Below are 23397 nucleotides of genomic sequence, written 5' to 3' on the forward strand. Positions count from 1 at the left end.
ATTAGCTGTTGTTTGTTTGAGGTGCATTTGACATGCTTTCCTCAAGATTGAATTGTGTGCATAGGGTTTGTGAAGTAACGGCTTCACCTGAAATCATTTGTAACAGTGTTTTTACCGAAAGCCACCCCAAAAGCTCTCTTGGTTGTGCTACAGATGATAAAGCAGGATAAAGTGTTTTTCCAAGAGCAATTCCATCAAATCCAACGACAGAAATTTGTTCTGGAACTGAATAGCCTAAGCGTTGTAAGTTTCCAATACTGCTTAAAGCTAACAGGTCATTTGAACATAGCAGACCTGTTATTTTTTGTTTTAAAAGCGGAATAAGATTGTCTATATAGACTTCGGTATGACTTTGCATTTCAACTACAGGTAGATGATTTAAGCCTGCAGCTTTCATTGCATCAGCATACCCTTGATAACGTAAAGCTGACCGATCCGACTGAAAAAATGGCCCAGTCAGCATTGCAATATTTGTATGGCCATAGTGAATTAATCGTTGTGTTGCATCATACATTGCGCTGTAATTGTCTATACTAATGCTAATAAAATCTGTATTTTCAACAGGGTTATGTGTGAGTACTGTAGGTATAGCTTCTTGTTTGATTTTATTTAAGCAGTCACTTTGTTGTGCATTGGCAACAGTCAGAATTAAGCCATCTACTCGTTGTCTGAGCATGTTTTCTAAGACTTCGAGTTCTGCTTGAGGGTCATATTCAGTCGTTGCCACCAATAAAGAATAATCGTGTTCTCGAGCTGCTTTTTCCATGGCCTCAAGTTGTCCACTAAAAATTGGATTATCTAAAGTGGGTAGCATGACGCCTAACATTTTACTGCTTTGTGTTCTGAGCTGACGAGCAGCGTAGTTGGGTCTAAAGCCTAACATTTTTGCGACTTGATATATTTTTTCTCGAGTTTCGAGTTTCACTTGTTCAGGCGAGGAAAACGCCCGAGCAACTGTTGCACGAGAGACCCCAACAATTTTAGATACTTGAACCAAATTACTCATAATCACACCACCCAAATGAGAACGATCTCATTGGTTATCATGATAGCAAATAAAATATGACAGTCGCATGACAGTTTAATGATAGTTTAGTTGAATAAAAAATAACAGAGTTTTATGGTAAAGCTTGTTTTAATTGCTTTTTATAATGCCGTACCGAGCGTGCATATTTTTTCGCTTTATGTCGTGTAAAAAAACTAGCACGGTAGCCTGTTGGCCCAACGTTATAATAAGCTGAGGCTTTAAACCAAGAGCCTGAAAGGACTTTGTAATGTGCTAAAATATAGGCATTGCAATAAATATTTACACTGTCGTCATATAAATTACCAGGGCAAACCTCTGACCAATAGCTAGGGATAATTTGAGCTAAACCGACTGCACCGCCTGTGGATTTAATTTGACTATGAAAATTTGATTCTTGTCGAATCGTGGCGGCAATCAGTTCAGCAGGTACATGATATTGGTCCGCAGACTGAATAATAAGGGGTGAAACGGCATTGGCTTTATCATAAGGTACATGATAGGCCTGTTGTAAAGCAGTAGATAACTTGACAGATCTTTGTTGAACAGAACCACCATGAGGTCCAAGTGTAGAGCATGCTGTGAGTAAACTCACTGTGGCAAGGGTAAAAAATTTAAAATATCTGTGTACCGGCATTACAAATGACTTGAAACAATGGAGATGATTTATAGTAGTTTTTTATTGCTCATATCATGTTGATGTTGTGTAATTAGATGTGTTTGTCGTGCACACTTTTTGTATATTAATAAGCACAACTCATTGTGCTATAGTGCGGTATGCCATGACAAAAACAATTAATATTTACGGTGCAAGACAAAATAATTTAAAAAATATTTCTTTGCAAATTCCTAAAAATAAAATTGTTGTATTTACTGGAGTTTCAGGCTCAGGAAAATCTTCTTTAGTCTTTGAAACCATTGGTGCAGAAGCACAACGTCAAATCAATGAAACATACGATACTTTTACTCGAAATCGATTACAAAGTGCACCTCAAGCCGAAGTTGATCGCATTGAACATTTAAATGTACCTGTCATTATTGATCAAAAACCATTATCAGGTAACATTCGTTCAACGGTGGCCACAGCCACTGATATTTATGCAAGTTTAAGATTGTTATTTTCTCGCCTAGGTACGCCTTTTGTCGGATACTCACATGTTTTTTCTTTTAATCATCCCAATGGAATGTGTCTTCGCTGTGAGGGAACAGGTTTGGAACAAACACTCAATATTTATAAAATTTTAGATCAAGAAAAATCGTTAAATGAAGGTGCTATTTTATTTCCAACTTATCAACCTCATGCATGGCGTTGGTTACGTTATGCAGATTCAGGCTATTTTGATTTAGACAAGAAATTAAAAAACTATAGTGCGTTAGAATGGGATTTATTGCTCAATGCTAAACAACATAAACCGAAAAATCCAACATCACAGTGGAAAAAAACAGCGCTATATGAAGGGTTAATTACCCGTTTTGAACGTAATTTTATGAAAGGACAAGCTCAAGAGAAACAGCGTTATCAAGCTAGGCTTGATGATATTATTCATGTTAAAGAATGTTCTGAATGTCATGGCCAACGTCTCAATGAAAAATCATTAAGTTGTAAAATTCAAGATCTTAATATTGCACAATGCACAGCACTTTCTGTAAAAGGGTTGCGTGAATTTATCACATCAATCGATGCATCTAAATATCAAATTTTATTAGATGAAATCTTACATAAGTTGGATATGTTGTCTTTGGTTGGATTGAGCTATTTAAGTTTGAATCGTACGAGCAATACATTGTCAGGTGGGGAAGGACAGCGTATTAAAATGGTTAAACATTTAGGCAATAGTTTGGTTGATTTACTTTATATTTTTGATGAACCTAGTGTGGGCTTACATCCAAGAGATGTCGCTAATATTGCACAAATGATTGAAAAAATAAGAGATAAAGGGAATTCAGTATTGTTGGTTGAACATGATCCAGATTTAATTAAAATTGCAGATCAAGTGATTGATATTGGTCCTAAGTCAGGTTTAGAGGGAGGGCAATTGGTATATCAAGGGGATTTTGTGGGGTTAGCATCGTCAAAAGGTTTAACAGGACAATACTTTTCACAGCCTCGAACATTTAAACAGCATCCTAGATCATTTCAACAAGTGCTTACGTTAAAAAATGCCGATCATTTTAATTTAAAAAATATTACGGTTGATCTTCCTCTTCATTGTTTAATTGCTGTCACGGGCGTAGCAGGTTCAGGTAAAAGTACTTTAATGACACAAGTATTACCCAAACAATATCCACGAGCAAAAGTGATTAATCAATCTGCAATCATGGCCAGTGTACGTTCAAATTTATTAACCTTTCTTGATCTATCTGACGAGATACGTAAGTTATTTGCAGAGCAAAACAAGGTGAGTATGAAGTGGTTTAGCTATAACAGCGAAGGTGCATGTCCTCATTGTCATGGTTTAGGTATAGAAAAAATTGAATTGGCATTTTTAGATGATATTGAGTTGTTATGTGAGGTTTGTCATGGTACAGGTTATAAACAAGAGGTTTTAACGTATACCTATCAGGGTAAAAATATTACACAAGTATTGGCCATGACTGTGTCTGAGGCCGTTCACTTTTTTAAACAAGATAGAATTCAACATAAATTACAGCGTTTAATTCGTTTGGGTTTAGATTATTTGGCGTTAGGACAGCGTTTAAATACATTTTCAGGTGGAGAGCGTCAGCGTTTAAAGTTAAGTAAAGAGCTGGGTCAAAGTAATCATATTTTAATTTTAGATGAACCAAGTACAGGATTACATCCTTCAGATACACAAAAACTCTTAGTGCTTTTAAATGCGATTGTCGATGATGGCAACACGGTCATTATTATTGAACATAATTTAGATTTGATTGCTCAAACAGATTGGGTGATTGATATTGGCCCTGATGCAGGTGAGCAAGGCGGTGAAATTATGTTTACAGGTACGATTCAAGCATTATTAGAAAATCCTAATATTTCTTTAACATCCCAATATTTGGTCAAGTATTTGCAAGAAGGATTATAAGAAATAGTGATGATATAATGGAGATTATATTGAAATTTGTATACAAAAAAGGCATTTAGTCATTTTTATGTAAGATATTCTTTATTTGATTTTAAATGATGTTTTAAAGGCTTGAAATAATATTGATTAGAAATAATGGTAAAAATAAATGAATTTGATGCATGAATTTTATTAATTAATTTAAATACTTAGTTTCTTTTGTAGTATGGTTTCCATGAAAAGTTTGTATTTTGACTGATGGATGCTTTGTATTTTTTCACACTCATATATAGGCAATATATTTTTTTTCAATAAACATAGTTGTAAAACTTAATTTACATAAAATGTAATGTTTGTAACATAATAATACATTGAATAAGAGCTATGTCGAATATGAATAATAAGTTTCAAGTCAAACTGCTAGCACTTCTTATTGCAAGTAGTCTTTATCCTGTTGTAGTACAGGCACAAGAAAGTAAAATATCTACTGTAAATACAGAAAATGAGAATAAAGTACAGGCATTAAGTGCAATTATTGTGACAGGAACACGTAAAGTGAACCGTTCAGCGACACAATCTTCACAACCTATTGATGTCGTTACGACAGAAGAATTACAAAAACGTACAGGCACGAGTGAATTAGGTACGGCACTTTCTAAACTCATTCCTTCGATTAATTTTCCAAGGCCATCTGTTGCAGATGGTACAGAGTTTGTGCGACCAGCACAGTTGAAAGGTTTATCACCTGATCAAGTATTGGTTTTGGTTAATGGTAAACGTCGTCATACGAGTGCTTTTATAAATATGGGAGGAACTATTGGTCGTGGTTCTTCACCAACAGACTTAAATGCCATTCCAATGTCTGCAGTAAGCCGTATTGAAGTATTAAAAGATGGTGCATCTGCACGCTATGGTTCAGATGCTATAGCAGGTGTCATTAATATTATATTAAAAACAGACACCAATCATGGTGATGTTGGCGTACGATATGGTAAATATAGTGCAGGTGATGGTGAACAGAAGCAAACCTATGTATCTGGCGGTACAAGTTTAAATGGAAAAGGCTTTGTGACCTTTGCAGGAGAGTTAGAGGGAGACGAAAGTACAAATCGTGCAGGCTTAGATAGGCGTAATCCACTATCTAATACTTATGGTCAACGTAATTTTCGCTACGGTGACCCTAAACAAGAAAGTGTAAAAATCGCGCTAAACAGTGAATATGATTTAACTGATCATGCGACTTTATATAGCTTTGCCACATACAGCCGTAAAGATGCTGAATCTGCTGCGTTTTATCGCTTAGATACGTCATTTGCCAACACTGAAAAAGGCAATAATCTCAAAAAAATGTATCCAAAAGGCTTTTTACCACTCATTTTTGGTCAGTCTGAAGATGTTGCTGGTGTATTTGGCATCAAGGGTGATCTTAATGATTGGCGTTATGATTTGTCTGCAGACTTTGGTCGGAACAAGTACCAAGTACGAACAGATACTATCAACGTCAGTACTTATAACGATTTTAATTACACGCCAACACGTTTTTACAATGGTGCATTAATTAATGATCAAACAGTGGTTAATTTAGATTTATCACGTGATTTTGATGTGAACGGTTTAAGTGGGCCACTTACATTTTCTACAGGCGTTCAGTATTTGAATCAAAATTATCAAATCAAAGCAGGTGACCCAAATTCATATTACAAAACAGGTTCTTCAGGGTTGGCAGGCTTTAGAGATGCAGATGCAGGAAAATGGTCACGTGATAATCTTGCTGCCTATTTAGACGTCGATGCAATAATTACAGATAAGCTTTCTGGTTCATTGGCTTACCGTCATGAGTATTATAACGACTTTGGTCATACAAATAATGGTGCGTTGTCGTTGCGTTATGCACTCAATCCAATGATTGCATTTCGTGGTAATTTCTCTTCAGGCTTTCGTGTACCAAGTTTAGCGCAATCCAACTATACACAAACATCTTCACAATTAATTAATCAAAGTATTGTTGAGGCTGGTACATTCTCTACCACTTCGAAGGTAGCACGATTATTAGGTGCAGAAGATTTAAGACCAGAAACATCTCGTGATTACAGTTTGGGCTTTGTACTGACACCAACTGACAATTTTTATCTTACTTTTGATGCTTATCTCATTGATATTAAAAACCGTATTAGCTTGTCATCAAATATTGATGCAAGTAAACCCGCTGCTCAAGAATATCTGGTTGCACATGGGATTCGTGATATTAATTTTCAAACAGTACGTTTTTTTAATAATGCCGCAGATACTCGTACAAAAGGTTTAGACCTTGTTGCCAATTATGCATGGAATAACTTGCCTTATGGACAACTCAACACTTCACTTGCATATAATTATAATGAAAATAAAGTCACCAAGATTCGTGCCAACCCTGCTATTTTGGATGTCTTAGGAGGTAAACGTATAGATCGCCGTGAACAATACGGAATTTTAGCTGACAGTACGCCAAAGCAAAAATTAAGTATAACCAATGACTATACATTAGGTCATTGGGGAATCAGTACTAATGTGACACGTTATGGTAGCTTTAAGTCATATAACAGCACAAATCCAAGTTTAGATCAAAAATATTCAGCAAAATGGCTATTAGATTTAGCATTGTCGTATAAAACGGATCATTGGAAATTTGAGATCGGTGGCGATAATATTACCAATGTTTATCCAGATAAAGACCGTGATACAAAAGGTTCTGGTGGTAGTATTCAGTACAGTTTATTTTCACCATTTGGTGCAAATGGTGCATTTTATTACACACGTATCAATTATCATTGGTAAGCTTTATTCCAAACATGCATGTGTCTAAAAAGATACATGCATGTTTTTTATTTGTAGGATGTAAAGATGTCCTCTATGACTCGAATTTTAATCTTATTTATCATGTGTTCGATAATCATGTTACAGGGTTGTGAACCCCACCAAAGCAGTGATTCATCTGTATCTAATGCCACAATACTGACAATGCCTAAATCTATGCGAGATTTATTGGCACGTAATAGTATGCCCATTCATGGGAAAGTAGATATAACAGCAGTTGAAAGTATTCCAGCACATTATCATTTTGTGAATGCAGGTTATTTCACGGTTGCCGTTATTGCGGGTAACTCCCCGCCGATTACTACACTGGCATTAGATAATAAAACACCGATCGGTATTGAAGTTGATGTTGCTCGATTGATTGCAGATAGTTTAGGTCTTCAACTTAAGCTTGTACCTACCTCATGGGAAGATTGGCCTTTGGGGATTAATTCAGGAAAATACGATGCAGCACTAATTAATATTTCTGTAAGTAAAGCGAGAAAGGAACGATTTGATTTTGTCACTTATCGTAAAGATAGTTTAGGTTTGTTTGTGGCAAAAGATAGCTCCATTCAACATATTTCTGAAGCTAAAGATGTGGCAGGACAACGTGTAATTGTAGGTGCAGGAACAAATCAAGAAAAAATTTTATTACGTTGGATTGATGAAAATCAAAAGCAGGGGCTAGCAACCACTACACCTGTGTATTTTGAAGATAAAGCGATGGCAATTTTAGCGATTGAATCAGGTCGGGCAGATGTTTATTTTGTACCTAATCCATCAGGTACATGGCGTATGGAAAATGGTGCGCGTATTAAACGAGTCGGTTATTTAAATGGGGGCTGGCCTAAAACAGCAGATATTGCAGTCACCTTAAAAAAAGGCACAGGGCTTGATCAAGCAATACACCTTGCAGTGAATGCCAATATTCAAAATGGAAATATGCATACCGTACTTGCACGTTGGGGGCTTGTTAATGAAGTTTTACCATACTCTGAAATTAATCCTTCAGGTTTTGGGGAGTAGATAAAAATGATGAATCAAAATTCACAGTTACCTTATCGGGTGGTTAAAGCTCGCCATCCTATGCGCTATATTGGAAGTGTTGTTGCTATATTATTTATTTTAATTTTATTAGAGTCTGTTTTTTTTAACTCAAAATGGGAATGGTCTGTTTTTAGATTATGGTTTTTTGATCCTGCAGTATTAAGTGGTTTATATTTAACTTTAAAATTGACCTTTGCAGCCATGTTATTGAGTTTTTTCTTGGGTGGACTTTTAGCAATGATGAGGCTATCGTCATCATGGTTAGTGCAAAGTGTAGCATGGTTTTATATTTGGTTATTTCGTTCTGTGCCATTGTTGGTGGTTTTAATTGTATTATATAACTTCTCCTATCTATATAAAAAAATTGCAATTGCAATCCCTTTTACAGAAGTCATTTTCGTCAGTTATAAAACAATTAATGCACTTGATCAATTTACCACAGCATTGATTGGTCTTGCGATTGTACAAAGTGCATATACTGCTGAAATTATTCGTGGTGGTATTTTGGCTGTAGATAAAGGTCAATTTGAGGCATCATCTGCGCTAGGTTTATCATGGTGGCATAGAACCTATCGTATTATATTTCCACAAGCTATTCGCAGTATTTTACCTGCTCTTGTAAATGAGTGTATTAGTTTATCTAAAGGCACAGCGATTGTTTATGTATTAGCTATGCCTGAGCTGTTTTATACGGTACAAATGGTCTATAACCGTAATCAACAGATTATTCCATTACTGATGGTGGCTGCTGTTTGGTACACCATTATTACCAGTGTTTTCTCTATTGTTCAGTATGCAATTGAAGCTAAACTTTCAAGAATACAAAAGCGCAATCATGGTTTTCAAGCATGGAAACATAGACTAACATCAAAGTGGGTAAAATAAGATGACGAAAGCTGTAAAGCATGCCTTAGGCCATATTTCTATTCAACATGTTTCTAAAAAATTTGGTGCTGAATATGCGCTTAGAAATGTCAATTTAGACCTTCCTGCTGGGTCTGTTACTGTGATTTTAGGCCCTTCAGGGTCAGGAAAAACCACTTTACTTCGAACGATAAATCACTTAGAAAAAGCAGATGAAGGTGTGGTAAAAATTGACAATGATTTTATGGGGTATCGTTTAAAAAATAATGTGTTATATGAGCTAAAAGAACAAGAAATACTTAAACAGAGAATACATGTTGGATATGTTTTTCAAAATTTCAATCTTTTCCCACATTTAACAGTTTTACAAAATATTATTGAAGCACCGCTTGCACATAAAAAGATGAATAAATCTCAAGCAATACATCAGGCACAACAATTGTTAGCAAGTGTTGGTTTAGAGGAAAAAGCAGATGCATGGCCTCAACAGCTTTCAGGTGGACAGCAACAACGTGTAGCCATTGCAAGAGCGTTGGCATTAGAACCAAAAGTCATTTTATTTGATGAACCGACCTCTGCACTAGACCCTGAATTGGTTGGTGAAGTATTGGCCGTGATTAAGCAGTTGGCAAAACTTGGCAAAACAATGGTCGTTGTTACGCATGAAGTTGGTTTTGCCAAAGAGGTTGCTGACTATGTTGTTTTTATGGATAAAGGCATTGTTGTTGAGCATGGCCGTGCAGATATGGTGTTAAATCATCCAACTCAACAGCGTACTCAAAACTTTTTATCTAAAGTTATCTGAAATAGCGATTGATATTTGGTGTTGAATATGCTTTTATTCAAAGATAACTTTTGAATGGTTGTTGCTGTGAAAGCGAAATCCGTATTTTTCATGTTACTTAGCTGTGTATTGCTACTCCAAGGTGTTTGGAACGTAGCTGCTGCTTTGTGTTTGCATGAAAATACACAGATGACTACAGTAGATCGTTCGCATTTTGGTCACCATGTCGTGACCACAAGTCATAACACGTTGCATACTCAATTAGAGAAAGTCATCGCTTCTGAACAACATGATCATAGTGATCATTTACCATCACTGAATCCAATCATGTTGTCTCAATCGCAACAAGCGATAGAACACGCTGCACATAAGTATGTGTTAACCCGCGATAGAACAGATTGGGAAAACTTATATCAATCACCTGATCTGGCATTTAGCTCCCCACCTCCGATACTTACCCCGCTATAAGGTGGGGTAGCCAAAAAATAGCCCACCGTCATAAATTTTATTTTATACGGGGCATTTTATGTTCAAATCTATATTCAAACATCGTAGTCAAATCGTGCGTGCTGTTTTGCCGCAATCTATACGGCTTAGTATGGGCGTTGCAGTCGTGTCGATGGTCAGCCTATCACACGCCAATTTAAGCTTAAATGAGCTGAATGAAAAAGTATCTGCTTACCAACAAAGCAAAATGGTATGGCAAACACAACAAGATATTTTACAGCTTGAACGTAAGCATCAATTGACGTGGCAAAACCCAACATTAACTGTACAGCAAACAGGGTTTAAAAATAGCCAAGAACAAGAGCTAGAAGTTCTAATTTCACAGCCTATTGATGTTTTTGCAGTGCGACGTAAAGCAGCAAATTTGGTCGATTTACAAGCTGAACAAACTGCTCTGTTAGAAAAGAGTATGCAGCAACAACAAGCTTTGGCATTAGAATACTTCTGGGTACAGTTACATTTATTTAGTCAAGACGTTGAGCTGTTAAAACAACAGCTGCAAATGAGTCAGGAAAACTTAGATGCAACAAAGCAACGCTTTAAAGCAGGCTCTATTGCACAATTAGATGTAGATCGAGTGGAAATCCAACATTTAGATTTACAATCAAGCTATTTACAGCAAGTACAAGCATTAAACGCCATGAAGCGTCAACTCTCGAGTACATGGGGAGAAAATACAACGGCGTATGAATTATCGACTTTAGAAACTTTAAATAAGACGTCTATTCGTGAAAGACTGAATATTGATGCAAAAAGTAATGTAAATGTACGTTTAATGCAATTACAAAGTCGCGAATCTGAAGCACAACTTGCTTATTTAAAAGCGCAAGCTAAGCCTATGCCTACATTAAGTTTTGGTGTGGTTTCTGTTCAAGATGCAGACTCTAAAGCCAAAGATCAACAGGTGCGTGTAGGTGTGGAATTACCATTAGCGGTCTTTCAACGTCAACAGTATCGTCAACAGATTGAGCATTTGAAAATGCAAACAACGGCTCAAGCTCAACCTCGCTATCAGAAAAATTCAGAATTAAATCAAACAAGAATTAATTCTGAATATGACATGTTGTATGAACAATACCAGCAAGTGACGCAACAACAAATTCCACTTGTTAAATCGATGAAAGAAAAAACCTTAATTGGGTTTATGGCAGGAAAATACACCGTGACAGAGGTTCAATTGGCAACTTCTGCATTACAACAACGCCAATTACATGCGCTTCAAATTAAGAAACAGCTTTGGAATAAATATCTCGAACAAAAAGCAATGCTACTTGGTATCTCTTTCGAGCAAATTTCTAACATAAATATGGTGAATGATTTAAATCAGGATCTTTGGCGTAATACACGTAATTTACCTGTCGTGGGTGGGGAGTAAAATCATGAGTGCACAAAAAAAACGTATGGAATGGGTGTGGGTTTTAATTCTAGCTGTGGTTACGGCAGGTATTGCACTAGGATTATTCTTTAAATCTGATAAAGATGCGCATGGCGAAGAAAAAGATCATGAGCACTCAGAGAAAGAAAAAGAAAGTAAAACTGCAGATGAGCATGAGCATTCAGAAGGTGAAGGTGAGCATGATGAAACAGAAGAATCTGAAGAAGCCATCAAAATGTCTGCAACTCAAGCAACGGAACAGGGCATTCAATTTGCTCAAGTTGATGAAGGAAAAATCAGTGCAACACAGCGCTATCCTGCGAAGATTGTGAGCAATTTAGACCAACAGGCGCATATTTCTTCTGGTTATGCAGGACGTGTGGAACAGGTCAATGTTGTATTGGGCCAAAGTGTGAAAAAGGGACAAGTTATCGCGACCATTTATGCACCTGATTTAATTGAACAGCAAGCCAATCTAGATATTGCTGTTCAAAACTTAGCGCTTGCAAAACAAGACTATTTACGTGAGAAAACTTTATTTGATCAGGGTGTATCGGCAAAACAAGACTATTTACGTGCACAAAATGGATTTAAACGTGCTGAAATTGAAGTGCAAGCATTACAAAGCAAGTTTAAGGCATTGGGTTTAAGAGTACATGCCCAAGGACGTTATGCGATTTCATCACCTATAGATGGAGTGGTGTCTAAAAAAGATCTTGTTGTTGGAGAGTACGTTCAAATGACAGATCAATTGGTGACGATTGATCAAACAGGTCGTTTATGGCTTGAGTTTATTTTACCTAGCAATGTCATTGTTCGCCCACAGCAGAAAATTAATTTCCAATCGTTACAGTCAGATGTGATTTCTCAAGCAGTTGTTAAGCGCATATTACCTGAAGCAGATACAACGACAGGACAATTAAAAATACAGGCTGAAGTATCAGACTCATCTGTAATTTTAAAGCCTAATGTGATGGTTAATGTTTGGCTAGCTAGTAACAATGATGAGGTTGTTGTACCACGTGTTGCAAAATCGGCAGTGCAACAGGTTGAAGGGAAAGCCGTTGTCTTTGTGGTACAGGAAAAAGAAGGGCAATTGCAATTTACCCCTCAACCTGTAGACCTTGGCGCAACATCAAGCGATCAAAAATGGATCGAAGTGAAATCTGGACTCACGCAAAAACAGCGTTATGTGACTCAAGGTAGCTTCGTTTTGAAATCTGAAATGGAAAAATCAGAGGCCGGCCATGCACACTAAAACAGACCAAGACTTACCGAAACCACAAGGGCTATTTGACCGAATTATTCAAGCATCTATAAAAAATGCTTTATGGGTGGTGTTGTTTACGTTTATTTGGATTGTGGTGGGTATTTTAAGTTACCAAAAACTATCCATCGATGCTGTGCCTGATATTACCAATGTACAGGTACAAATTAATAGTTCAGCTAAAGGTTTTACGGCATTAGAAACAGAACAGCGGATCACTTATCCGATTGAAACTGCGATGTCGGGTTTACCTAATTTACAACAAACACGCTCAGTGTCACGTTATGGTTTATCACAAGTTACTGTTGTGTTTAAAGATGGCACAGACATTTACTGGGCTCGACAATTAATTAATGAGCGATTGCAACAAGCACGTGAAGAAATGCCTAAATCGGTTGAACCTGAAATGTCTCCGATTTCTACAGGTTTAGGTGAAATTTATCAGTGGGTGGTGCGTGCGGAACCTAATGCTAAAAAACCAGATGGTCAGGCATATACACCGTTAGACTTAAGGGAAATTCAAGACTGGATTGTTCGACCACAACTACAGCGTGTTGCAGGGGTTGCAGAAGTCAATAGCATTGGGGGTTACAATAAAACGTATATTGTGACGCCAAATTTACAGCGTTTACAGCAATTGAATGTTTCGTTAGAAACTTTGTTGCAAGCACTTGAAGTAAGTAATGAAAATCGTGGTGCGGGTTTTATTGAACAAAATGGTCAACAACTCACAGTGCGTGTTCCTAACACTTTAAATCGTTTGAGCGATATCGAAAATGTTATGGTGGAGCAAAAGCAAGGCGCTATTATTCGTGTTGCTGATGTCGCGACTGTTGCAATTGGGCATGACTTGCGCACAGGTGGTGCAACATATAATGGGCAAGAAACCGTACTTGGTATTGCCATGATGATGATGGGTGAGAACAGTCGTAGTGTTGCTCAAAAAGTACATCAAAAAATGCAAGAAATTCAGGGAACTTTACCTGATGGTGTTGTGATTGATACAGTATATGACCGAACCAGTTTGGTGGATAAAGCCATCAAAACAGTGGCTAAAAACTTAATTGAAGGTGCCATTTTAGTCATTGCCATTTTATTCATTTTTTTAGGAAACTTACGTGCTGCATTAATTACGGCCTGTGTTATTCCACTATCGATGTTATTTACCTTAACAGGAATGGCTGAGCAAAAAATTAGTGCTAACCTCATGAGTTTAGGTGCATTAGACTTTGGAATTATTGTTGATGGTGCTGTCGTAATTGTTGAAAACTGTATACGGCGTTTAGCAACAGCACAACATCAAAAAGGGCGATTACTGACAAAATCAGAACGTTTTACGGAAGTATTCTTAGCCGCACAACAAGCCCGCAGACCTTTGATTTTTGGTCAGCTGATTATTATGGTGGTGTATATTCCTATTTTTGCACTGACAGGTGTAGAGGCAAAATTATTTCACCCTATGGCGATGACTGTGGTACTTGCTTTAATTGCAGCGATCATTTTGTCCGTGACTTTTGTACCTGCGATGGTTGCATTATGTGTAACAGGTCGTGTGCAGGAAAAAGAAAGTCGTTGGATGCATTATATTAAAAGCAAATATGAGCGTGGTTTAGATGTTTGCTATGCGTATAAACGGGTATTACTTGCGGGAATCGTTGCAATACTTTGTGTGACAGGCATGTTGTTTGTGAAAATGGGAAGCGAGTTTACACCGAAACTGAGTGAAGGTGATTTTGCAATACAATTTATGCGTTCACCAAGTACGGGTATTGAACAATCGTTACTCATGCAGGAAAAAGTAGAACAGCATTTGCTTAAAAACTTTCCAGAGATAAAAGCAATCTTTGCTCGAACAGGTACTGCGGAAGTGGCAACAGATGTTATGCCACCAAATATCTCAGACAGTATTGTGCTACTTAAACCACATAAGGAATGGCCAAACCCTAAAGAAAGTTTATCTGATTTACGTCAGCGAATGATGAAAGATGTTGATCAACTGTCTGGTAATGCCAATGAGTTTTCACAACCGATTGAATTACGCTTTAATGAGCTAATTTCAGGGATCCGTAGTGACATTGGTGTTAAATTATTTGGTGATGACTTAGATGTTTTGGCACAAGAAGCACAAAAAATCGAAAAGCAACTCAAAAATATTCCAGGTGCTAGTGAGGTAAAAGTCGAGCAGACGCAAGGATTGCCGATGCTTAATGTTGAGGTTAACCATCAAGCTGCTGCGCAATACGGTGTTTCTGTTAAACATATTCAAGACCTTGTTGCCTTGAGTGTAGGAGGACAATCGGTTGGACAAATTTTACAAGGCGATCGCCGTTTTGACTTCGTTGTACGCTTAAATCCAAGTATGCAAAGTCCTGAACAATTGAAAAATTTACCTGTGCAATTACCAAATGGTGGTTTGGTGGCTTTAAAAGATATTGCAACAGTCAATGAAATTTTAGCAGCCAGCCAAATTAGTCGCGAAGATGGAAAACGCCGTATTGTTGTTTCTGCGAATGTTCGAGACCGCGATTTAGGTTCATTTGTGGAAGAAGTCCAAAGTCGTTTGTCTGAGACTAAATTACCTGTTGGTTATTGGATGAGCTTTGGCGGACAGTTTGAAAACTTACAGTCTGCGACACAACGTATGCAAATTGTGGTACCGATTGCATTGGTGCTTATCTTTGCATTGTTAATGGCTGTATTTGGACGTGTACAAGAAAGCCTGCTTGTCTTTATGGGTGTCCCTTTTGCGCTATCAGGTGGCGTAATTGCGTTATGGCTCAGAGATATTCCACTGTCCATGTCTGCAGGTGTTGGTTTTATTGCACTGTCAGGGGTGGCCGTGCTGAATGGTTTAGTCATGTTAAGTTTTATTAAGGAATTACGTCAAACGCAAGACATTGTTTCTGCAACATGGCAAGGTGCAATTTTACGACTGCGCCCTGTACTTATGACTGCATGTGTGGCTTCGTTTGGTTTTATTCCTATGGCTATTGCAACAGGCACGGGTGCTGAAGTACAGCAACCTTTAGCTACAGTGGTTATTGGTGGGATTATGTCATCGACCTTACTGACTTTAATTGTATTACCTGTGGTATACCGCTGGTTAAATCATAAAGAAACATCTGCTTAAGTTAAATTCACTGTATTTAAATCGGGTTTAGTCGATTTAAATTGTATTAAAAATGGTCTTTACGGCATAAAAATCGTAAAGGCCATTTTTTTAAAATTGTGCCTTATGTTAGAATTGCGCGTCTTTTGATATGGCATACGTCCAATCTTTTAGGAGCATTTTGCATGGCAGGTCATTCTAAGTGGGCCAATATTAAGCATCGTAAAGCAAAACAAGATGCAAGTCGTGGTAAGGTTTTTACCAAATATATTCGTGAATTGGTCACGGCGGCAAAATTAGGTGGACCAGATCCACAAGCTAACCCACGCTTACGTGCAGTGGTTGAAAAAGCATTGTCAGTGAATATGACACGTGACACCATTAACCGTGCCATTGCTCGTGGTGCAGGTGGTGAAGATAACGATGACTTAAAAGAAGTGACGTATGAGGGATATGGGGTAGGTGGTGTAGCCGTACTGGTAGAAACCATGACGGATAATCTCAATCGTACTGTACCTGATGTACGTCACTGTTTCACTAAAACCAATGGTAATTTAGGTACTTCAGGTTCGGTAGCATATCTATTTACCAAACGTGGTGAAATTTCTTTTGAAGATGTTTCTTTAGAAGATCAAATTATGGAAGCTGCATTAGAAGCAGGTGCTGAAGATATTGAAGTGGCTGAAGATGGTATTTTAGTGATTACCACACCAGAAAGTTTTGGTGATGTGCAAGATGCGCTTGCTGCGGCAGGTTTAAAATCTGACAATGCCGAAGTTGTTATGAGCCCATCGACCAAAGCAGAAATCACAGATGTTGATCAAGCAAAAATGATTTTAAAAATGATTGATATGTTTGATGATTTAGATGATGTACAAAATGTGTATACCAATGTAGATATTCCAGATCATATTTTAGAACAGCTTGATTAAAAATTAAGCGCAAATCTTCAAAATGATCGATAAAAGGTGGGTTAGCCCACCTTTTTTAGGTTTATATCTTTTGATATCTATTTATGTTGTGATCAACTCACTTACATTTTATGCTTGATTCATACACTCATGAGCCTAATATAAAGCAATAACAAACTTAGACAATAAATTGAGAGAATATTTTGAGCGAACAGCCTTTTGATCTTGTAACCGAATATCAACCTGCAGGTGACCAACCTGAAGCAATTAAAAAAATTGTATCGGGCATTGAGCGTGGTTTGAAAAATCAATTACTACTTGGTGTTACAGGTTCAGGTAAAACGTACACTATGGCCAATGTGATTGCTCAAACTCAACGCCCGACTATTATCATGGCACACAATAAAACACTTGCCGCACAGCTTTATGGCGAATTTAAATCATTTTTTCCATACAATGCGGTCGAATACTTTGTCAGTTATTACGATTATTACCAACCTGAAGCCTATGTCCCATCGTCAGATACCTTTATTGAAAAAGATTCAGCAATTAATGATCACATCGATCAGATGCGTTTGTCTGCAACACGTGCATTGTTAGAGCGAAAAGATGCCATTATCATTGCATCTGTATCTGCAATTTACGGTTTGGGTGACCCGCAAGCTTATATGCAAATGCTATTACATGTTGTGCAAGGCGATCGAATTAATCGCGATGAGATTATTCGTCGTTTGGTCGAAATGCAATACATGCGTAATGAACTCGAATTTTTGAGAGGTACATATCGCATACGAGGTGAAATTATTGATATTTTCCCTGCAGAGTCTGATCAGCATGCTGTGCGTATAGAGCTTTTTGATGATGAAGTGGATTCGATTCGTTGGTTTGATCCAATTAATGGAAAAATGGTTAAAAAGGTATCACGTATTACTATTTATCCGAAAAGCCATTATGTTACGCCTAAGGACAACTTACAGCGTGCAATTGACACTATAAAAGTTGAATTAAGAGCGCAGATTGCACATTTCACAGCAGAAAATAAATTATTAGAAGCTCAAAGGATTGAACAACGAACTCGTTATGATTTAGAGATGTTACAACAGCTTGGTTATTCGAATGGTATTGAAAACTATTCTAGACATTTATCAGGTCGTCAAGCTGGAGAAGCACCACCTACATTATTTGATTATATTCCTGAAGATGCTTTATTGATTATTGATGAGTCGCATGTGAGTGTGCCTCAAATTGGCGCAATGTATAAAGGCGATCGCTCACGTAAGGAAAATTTAGTCAATTATGGTTTCCGTTTACCGAGTGCCTTAGATAATCGACCAATGAAATTCGAAGAGTGGGAACGAATTATACCGACCACATTATTTGTTAGCGCAACCCCTGCAAAATATGAACTTGAAAAATCAGAACAAATCGCTGAACAAGTGGTCAGACCCACCGGCCTAATAGATCCAGAAATCGAAATTCGACCTGTACTCACGCAAGTAGATGATGTGTTGTCTGAAATTAATTTGCGTAGTGCCAATAATGAACGTGTTTTAATCACCACGTTAACCAAACGAATGGCTGAAGATTTGACCTCTTACTTAAAAGAGTATTCGGTTAAAGTTGCTTATTTACATTCAGATATTGATACCGTTGAGCGTGTAAAAATTATTCATGATTTACGCAGTGGCATTTATGATGTATTGATTGGTATTAATTTGCTTCGTGAAGGTTTAGATATGCCAGAAGTGTCTTTGGTGGCTATACTTGATGCAGACAAAGAAGGTTTCTTGCGTTCAGAACGCTCACTCATACAAACCATTGGTCGAGCAGCTCGTAACGTCAAAGGAAAAGCAATTTTATACGCAGATCGTATTACGGATTCTATGCAAAAAGCAATTGATGAAACGGATCGCCGTAGAGCGAAACAAATTGCCTTTAATCTTGAGCACGGCATTACTCCGCGAAGTGCAATTCGACAAGTGGTCAAAGAGTTAGATGCAGGTGAAGACCTTACCGATGAAGAAAGCCCTATTGTCACGATAAATACGAGCTTAAGTGCAGATGAACAGTATATGCTTGCACATCCGAAGGTATTTGCAAAACATTTAGCTAAACTTGAAAAAGACATGCTTAAGGCATCAAGAGAATTACAATTTGAAACTGCTGCACGATTAAGAGATGAAATTTCACGTTTAAAATCGTATGCACTACAGTAATCTAATATAAACGATTGACTATATTGAAAATAGGGTGGTTGTCATGAAATTAAAATATTTTTTCCTTGCCATTTTGATGTCATTACAATGTAATGTAGTCATGGCAGATAGCGCAACTCTACCACCAATACGTGCTGTAGATACGGTAAATGTAAAACAATATCTTGGTCGATGGTACGAAATCGCACGTAAACCAATGTTTTTCCAACGTCGATGTGTACAAGATGTTCAGGCGAATTATTCGCTCACTGAGCAAGGAACATTGAGTGTAGAAAACAGTTGTACTACGCAAGATAAACAAAGAAGCTTAGCGAATGGTGAAGCATATATTTTAAACCCACCACACAATAGCCAACTAGAAGTTAGCTTTTTGCCTAAAGCCATTCGTTGGTTGCCTGTAGGGCGTGGCGATTATTGGGTTTTAAAGCGAGATGAACAATATCAAACAGCATTGGTTGGCGATCCAGAACGAAAATATTTGTGGTTATTGGCCAGAACCACTCATATTTCTGATACTGTTTGGCAAGCTTATTTAGAATATGCCAAACACATTGGTTATGATGTGTCAGACTTTAAACCGACGTTACAAACTGAACACTAAGACTCAGCATCGTTGCATTTAGTCATTTTAAAATATTTAAAACATCTCAATGATGTTAGCTATGGGGAAAAGTGTGGTTAAAGGAATTATGTTTTCTGTACTTGCCTCAAGTATGTTTGGCGTATTGTATTTTTATAGTCAGTTACTTCACATGTTTAATGGCTCACAAGCATTTGGTTGGCGCATGATTTCTTTATTGCCATTTCTTACGTTATTTATGTGTTTGACTAAAGACATCAAACGTATTAAGGAAGTGATTCATCGTATACGCCAACGCCCTATACTGATATTGGCGATGTTAATAACATCTTTGTTAGGTGGCTTACAATTGTGGTTGTTTTTATGGGCACCGATGCATGGTCGAGGTATGCAGGTTTCTTTAGGCTACTTTTTGTTACCGTTAGTTTTGGTGTTAGTGGGCTCTGTTGTTTATAAAGAAAAAGTATCATACTTACAAAAAGTTGCTGTAGCCTTTGCCATATTAGGCGTGGTGATTCAAATTTGGCAAGTCGGAAGTATTGCTTGGGAAACTATCGTGGTTGCGGTAGGGTATGCGGCATATTTCTTTTTAAGAAAGGCGATAAAAACAGATCATTTAGGTGGATTTTGGTTTGATAATTTACTGATCTTACCGATAGCACTATATTTTGTCTCTACATGGGCACAGCCATGGTCGACCTTTATTGATCAACCACAGCTCATACTGGTAATTGCAGGTTTGGGAATTTTAAGTGCTCTTGGTTTAGGTTCTTATATTTTGGCAAGTCGTTATTTGCCTATGGTTCTGTTTGGCTTATTAAGCTATTTGGAGCCTGTATTGTTGGCGTTGGCTTCTTTGGCGATTGGTGAAAAGTTGACAACCGCACAAATTTGGGGGTATGCACCCATTTGGTTTGCGGTTGTTCTTTTAATGCTAGAGGGCATCTATTATTTGTATCAAAAACGTCAGCAACAAAGGTTGTGGGCCAATAAAATTAAAAAATCAACCAAAGCCAATACAAAATCTCTTTAAAAAACAGATGTTCGTGTAAATAGTATGCGTATACCTCAACAATAGTGCATATAACTCTATATGAAATCAGGTACAATATGCGACAATACACAGTTGTTTTACATATTTAAAGGATTGGCACATGCGTTTTGTTGATGAAGCAGTCATTACCGTAGAGGCTGGCGACGGAGGCAATGGCGTAGCCAGTTTTCGCCGTGAAAAATTTGTACCCTTTGGTGGGCCAGATGGTGGCGATGGTGGACGTGGTGGTAGCGTATACATTCAAGCAGATGATAATACCAGTACACTGGTTGACTACCGTTATACACGCCGTTTTCGTGCAGAGCGTGGTAAAAATGGATCGGGTGCGAATTGTGCCGGCCGTGGTGCGCCCGATATTGTATTGAGCGTACCTGTTGGGACAACCATTGTAGATACCGATTCTGGTGATATTATTGGGGATCTTGTTGAAAGTGGTCAACGTTACCTTGTTGCACAAGGTGGTGATGGTGGTTTAGGCAATACACATTTTAAATCATCTACAAACCGTGCACCACGTAAATTTACCACAGGTATTAAAGGTGAGTTTCGTGAAATTCGTCTTGAATTAAAAGTCTTAGCAGATGTCGGCTTACTTGGTATGCCAAATGCAGGTAAATCTACATTTATACGCGCAGTTTCTGCAGCGAAACCGAAAGTGGCGGATTATCCATTTACAACCATGGTTCCTAATTTAGGGGTGGTTGATGCAGATAGCCATCGTTCATTTGTGATGGCAGATATTCCAGGTCTGATCGAAGGGGCAGCTGAAGGTGCAGGCTTAGGAATTCGTTTCTTAAAACACTTAGCACGTACGCGTATTTTATTACACATTGTAGATGTACAACCTATTGATGGTTCAGACCCTGTACATAATGCAAAAGCAATTTTAAATGAATTAGAAAAATTTTCGCCGACGTTGTCACAACTTCCTGTGGTTTTAGTGCTAAATAAGCTTGATCAGCTTGAAAGTACTGCAAAAGACGAATGGTGTGAACATTTACTGACAGAACTTGCGTGGACAGGTCCTGTATTTAGAACATCTGGGCTCATGTCTGAAGGAACTAAAGACGTTGTATACTATTTGATGGATCAAATTGAACAGCAACAAGAGCGAGAAAAAGAAGATCCAGAATATGCACGTGAAATGAAAGCATTCCGTGATCAATTAGAAGCAGAAACTCGTGAGCAAACATTGGCTGCCAAAGAAGCCTATCGTCAAATGCGTAAAGCACAACGTATGGCTGATTTAGGTGATGATTATGACGATGAAGATGACGAAGATGATGGTGAAATGGAAGTACATTACGTACGTTAAGTAAGATTGAGGGGATCATGATTAAGGTCGTAGATGGGCAACGTCAGTTAGAACGTTGTCAACGCATAGTGGTTAAAATAGGCTCATCGTTGCTTACAGCAAACGGGCGTGGTTTAGACATTCAAGCAATCTCTCATTGGGCACATCAAATTGCACAATTGCATCAAGCAGGGCACCAAATTATTTTAGTGTCTTCAGGTGCAGTGGCAGAAGGTGTGGTGCGAATGAAACTTGCGGAGCGACCCACTGATCTTCCTAGTCTGCAAGCTTGTGCTGCATTAGGTCAAATGGGTTTAGTACAAACGTGGTCGAGTGTATTGGATCAACATCAGATCAAAACAGCCCAAGTACTACTTACGCACGATGATCTTAGTGATCGCAGACGTTACTTAAATGCGTGTGATGCTTTACAACATTTAATTGATTGGAAAGTTATTCCTGTCATTAATGAAAATGACACTGTATCTACCTATGAAATCAAATTTGGTGATAACGACACTTTAGCCGCTATGGTGGCATGCCAAGTCAATGCAGATTTATTGGTCATACTGACCGATCAGCAAGGCATGTTTAATGCAGATCCACGTCATAATCCAGATGCTAAGTTATTGTCTACTGTGCCTGCTTTAGATGATGAGCTGTTTAATATGGCAGGTGATGGTGGTTCACTTGGTCGCGGTGGTATGGTCACGAAAGTGCGTGCTGCAAGACTTGCAGCACGTTCAGGCTGTGACACGATTGTGGCCAGTGGCGACCGTGAAAATGTGTTAGTTCGTTTAATGCAAGGCGAAGAATTGGGTACATTGTTTGTCGTAGATGGCGATCCGCTTGCCGCACGCAAACAGTGGTTGGCTGCGCATTTACAAACAGCAGGTTCTTTGGTAATAGATGACGGTGCAGTTAAAGCCATTAAAGCACAACATCGTAGCTTACTGCCTGTAGGGGTTCAGCACGTGCGCGGGCATTTTGAACGAGGCGATGTGGTTGAGTGTGTAGATCTACAAGGGCAACGTGTGGCTGTAGGGCGAGTAAACTTCAATGCTCAGCATGCAGACATTGTTAAAGGTCTTGCAACAGATAAAGTACAGCAGGTTCTTGGAGCAGATGTTTTACGCTCTTTAGAAATGATTCATCGTGATCAAATGGTTATTTATTAGTTGTTGATGTTTTGAGGGGAAGACGCCATTTTATTCGGCGTCTTTCTTTTTTGGGTGATACTTCACTTCTATATCAAAAATAGGCTCGCCATCTTGTCCATGAATGGTAACAGCGCCATCATGACACATAGAAATAAATGCACCTGTGAGTAATAGACTGTCATAGGTTACATCGTGTTCGTGAATCCGATCCCCTTTTTTTTGTTGAATTAAAATCTGTTGTTTTTTAGGGCAGAAGTGTAATTTCATAGCGAAAAATAATAAATATATAAACCACTTAATATACAAATAAAATTAACTTTGTGGAATAAAAAAATCATCATTAT

18 protein-coding genes are annotated in these 23397 nt (G+C 38.0%); 15 read left to right on the top strand and 3 right to left on the bottom strand.

Annotation, left to right across the window (positions count from 1 at the left end):
• Position 1: 1 nt before the first annotated feature.
• Both I2F17_RS05540 and I2F17_RS05545 read right to left on the bottom strand, forming a co-directional pair.
• Positions 2–1006, bottom strand: a complete 1005-nt coding sequence (locus I2F17_RS05540) for a LacI family DNA-binding transcriptional regulator (RefSeq protein ID WP_211139286.1) — start codon at positions 1004–1006, stop codon at positions 2–4.
• 112 nt (positions 1007–1118) lie between these two features.
• Complete coding sequence (locus I2F17_RS05545; protein ID WP_196422388.1) at positions 1119–1661, bottom strand: transglycosylase SLT domain-containing protein; 543 nt, start codon at positions 1659–1661, stop codon at positions 1119–1121.
• A gap of 145 nt (positions 1662–1806) precedes the next feature.
• Here I2F17_RS05545 and I2F17_RS05550 point away from each other — a divergent pair, with 145 nt between their 5' ends.
• The 15 genes from I2F17_RS05550 to proB all read left to right on the top strand — a co-directional run bounded on the left by I2F17_RS05550 (position 1807) and on the right by proB (position 23071).
• Positions 1807–4071: an ATP-binding cassette domain-containing protein gene (locus I2F17_RS05550; protein ID WP_211139287.1), complete on the top strand. Its 2265-nt coding sequence runs from the start codon at positions 1807–1809 to the stop codon at positions 4069–4071.
• Positions 4072–4434: 363 nt separating this feature from the next.
• Positions 4435–6864: a TonB-dependent receptor plug domain-containing protein gene (locus tag I2F17_RS05555; protein ID WP_211139288.1), complete on the top strand. Its 2430-nt coding sequence runs from the start codon at positions 4435–4437 to the stop codon at positions 6862–6864.
• Between the two features lie 117 nt (positions 6865–6981).
• Positions 6982–7911, top strand: a complete 930-nt coding sequence (locus I2F17_RS05560) for an ABC transporter substrate-binding protein (protein ID WP_211139289.1) — start codon at positions 6982–6984, stop codon at positions 7909–7911.
• A gap of 6 nt (positions 7912–7917) precedes the next feature.
• A complete protein-coding gene (locus I2F17_RS05565; RefSeq protein WP_235985921.1) occupies positions 7918–8817 on the top strand; it encodes an amino acid ABC transporter permease in 900 nt (299 codons plus the stop codon).
• 1 nt (position 8818) lies between these two features.
• Complete coding sequence (locus I2F17_RS05570) at positions 8819–9601, top strand: amino acid ABC transporter ATP-binding protein (protein WP_196422384.1); 783 nt, start codon at positions 8819–8821, stop codon at positions 9599–9601.
• Positions 9602–9667: 66 nt separating this feature from the next.
• Positions 9668–10048 (top strand): cation efflux protein, CzcI-like, encoded by a 381-nt coding sequence (locus I2F17_RS05575; protein ID WP_211139290.1) that lies wholly within the window; start codon positions 9668–9670, stop codon positions 10046–10048.
• A 58-nt stretch (positions 10049–10106) separates the two neighbouring features.
• A complete protein-coding gene (locus I2F17_RS05580; protein WP_196422382.1) occupies positions 10107–11462 on the top strand; it encodes a TolC family protein in 1356 nt (451 codons plus the stop codon).
• Positions 11463–11466: 4 nt separating this feature from the next.
• Complete coding sequence (locus I2F17_RS05585; RefSeq protein ID WP_211139291.1) at positions 11467–12720, top strand: efflux RND transporter periplasmic adaptor subunit; 1254 nt, start codon at positions 11467–11469, stop codon at positions 12718–12720.
• The gene (locus tag I2F17_RS05590; protein WP_196422380.1) at positions 12710–15859 is read left to right on the top strand and encodes an efflux RND transporter permease subunit; all 3150 of its coding nucleotides are present in this window, start codon (positions 12710–12712) and stop codon (positions 15857–15859) included. The genes I2F17_RS05585 and I2F17_RS05590 overlap by 11 nt, the downstream gene beginning before the upstream one ends.
• Before the next feature lie 164 nt (positions 15860–16023).
• The gene (locus I2F17_RS05595) at positions 16024–16770 is read left to right on the top strand and encodes a YebC/PmpR family DNA-binding transcriptional regulator (RefSeq protein ID WP_196422379.1); all 747 of its coding nucleotides are present in this window, start codon (positions 16024–16026) and stop codon (positions 16768–16770) included.
• Between the two features lie 179 nt (positions 16771–16949).
• The gene (gene uvrB / locus I2F17_RS05600; protein WP_196422489.1) at positions 16950–18965 is read left to right on the top strand and encodes an excinuclease ABC subunit UvrB; all 2016 of its coding nucleotides are present in this window, start codon (positions 16950–16952) and stop codon (positions 18963–18965) included.
• A 43-nt stretch (positions 18966–19008) separates the two neighbouring features.
• The gene (locus tag I2F17_RS05605) at positions 19009–19566 is read left to right on the top strand and encodes a lipocalin family protein (protein ID WP_211139292.1); all 558 of its coding nucleotides are present in this window, start codon (positions 19009–19011) and stop codon (positions 19564–19566) included.
• A 73-nt stretch (positions 19567–19639) separates the two neighbouring features.
• Positions 19640–20578, top strand: coding sequence for an EamA family transporter RarD (gene rarD, locus I2F17_RS05610; protein WP_196422488.1), 939 nt, complete (start codon positions 19640–19642; stop codon positions 20576–20578).
• 121 nt (positions 20579–20699) lie between these two features.
• Positions 20700–21914: an Obg family GTPase CgtA gene (gene cgtA, locus I2F17_RS05615; protein ID WP_196422377.1), complete on the top strand. Its 1215-nt coding sequence runs from the start codon at positions 20700–20702 to the stop codon at positions 21912–21914.
• Positions 21915–21931: 17 nt separating this feature from the next.
• Positions 21932–23071 (top strand): glutamate 5-kinase, encoded by a 1140-nt coding sequence (proB, locus tag I2F17_RS05620; protein WP_196422376.1) that lies wholly within the window; start codon positions 21932–21934, stop codon positions 23069–23071.
• Positions 23072–23101: 30 nt separating this feature from the next.
• Here proB and I2F17_RS05625 read toward each other — a convergent pair whose 3' ends face one another.
• Entirely contained in the window at positions 23102–23320 is a 219-nt protein-coding gene (locus I2F17_RS05625) for a hypothetical protein (protein ID WP_196422375.1), read from the bottom strand.
• Positions 23321–23397 lie beyond the last annotated feature (77 nt).

This window comes from Acinetobacter baretiae, from assembly GCF_015627105.1.
GTDB classification, from domain to species: Bacteria; Pseudomonadota; Gammaproteobacteria; order Pseudomonadales; family Moraxellaceae; genus Acinetobacter; species Acinetobacter baretiae.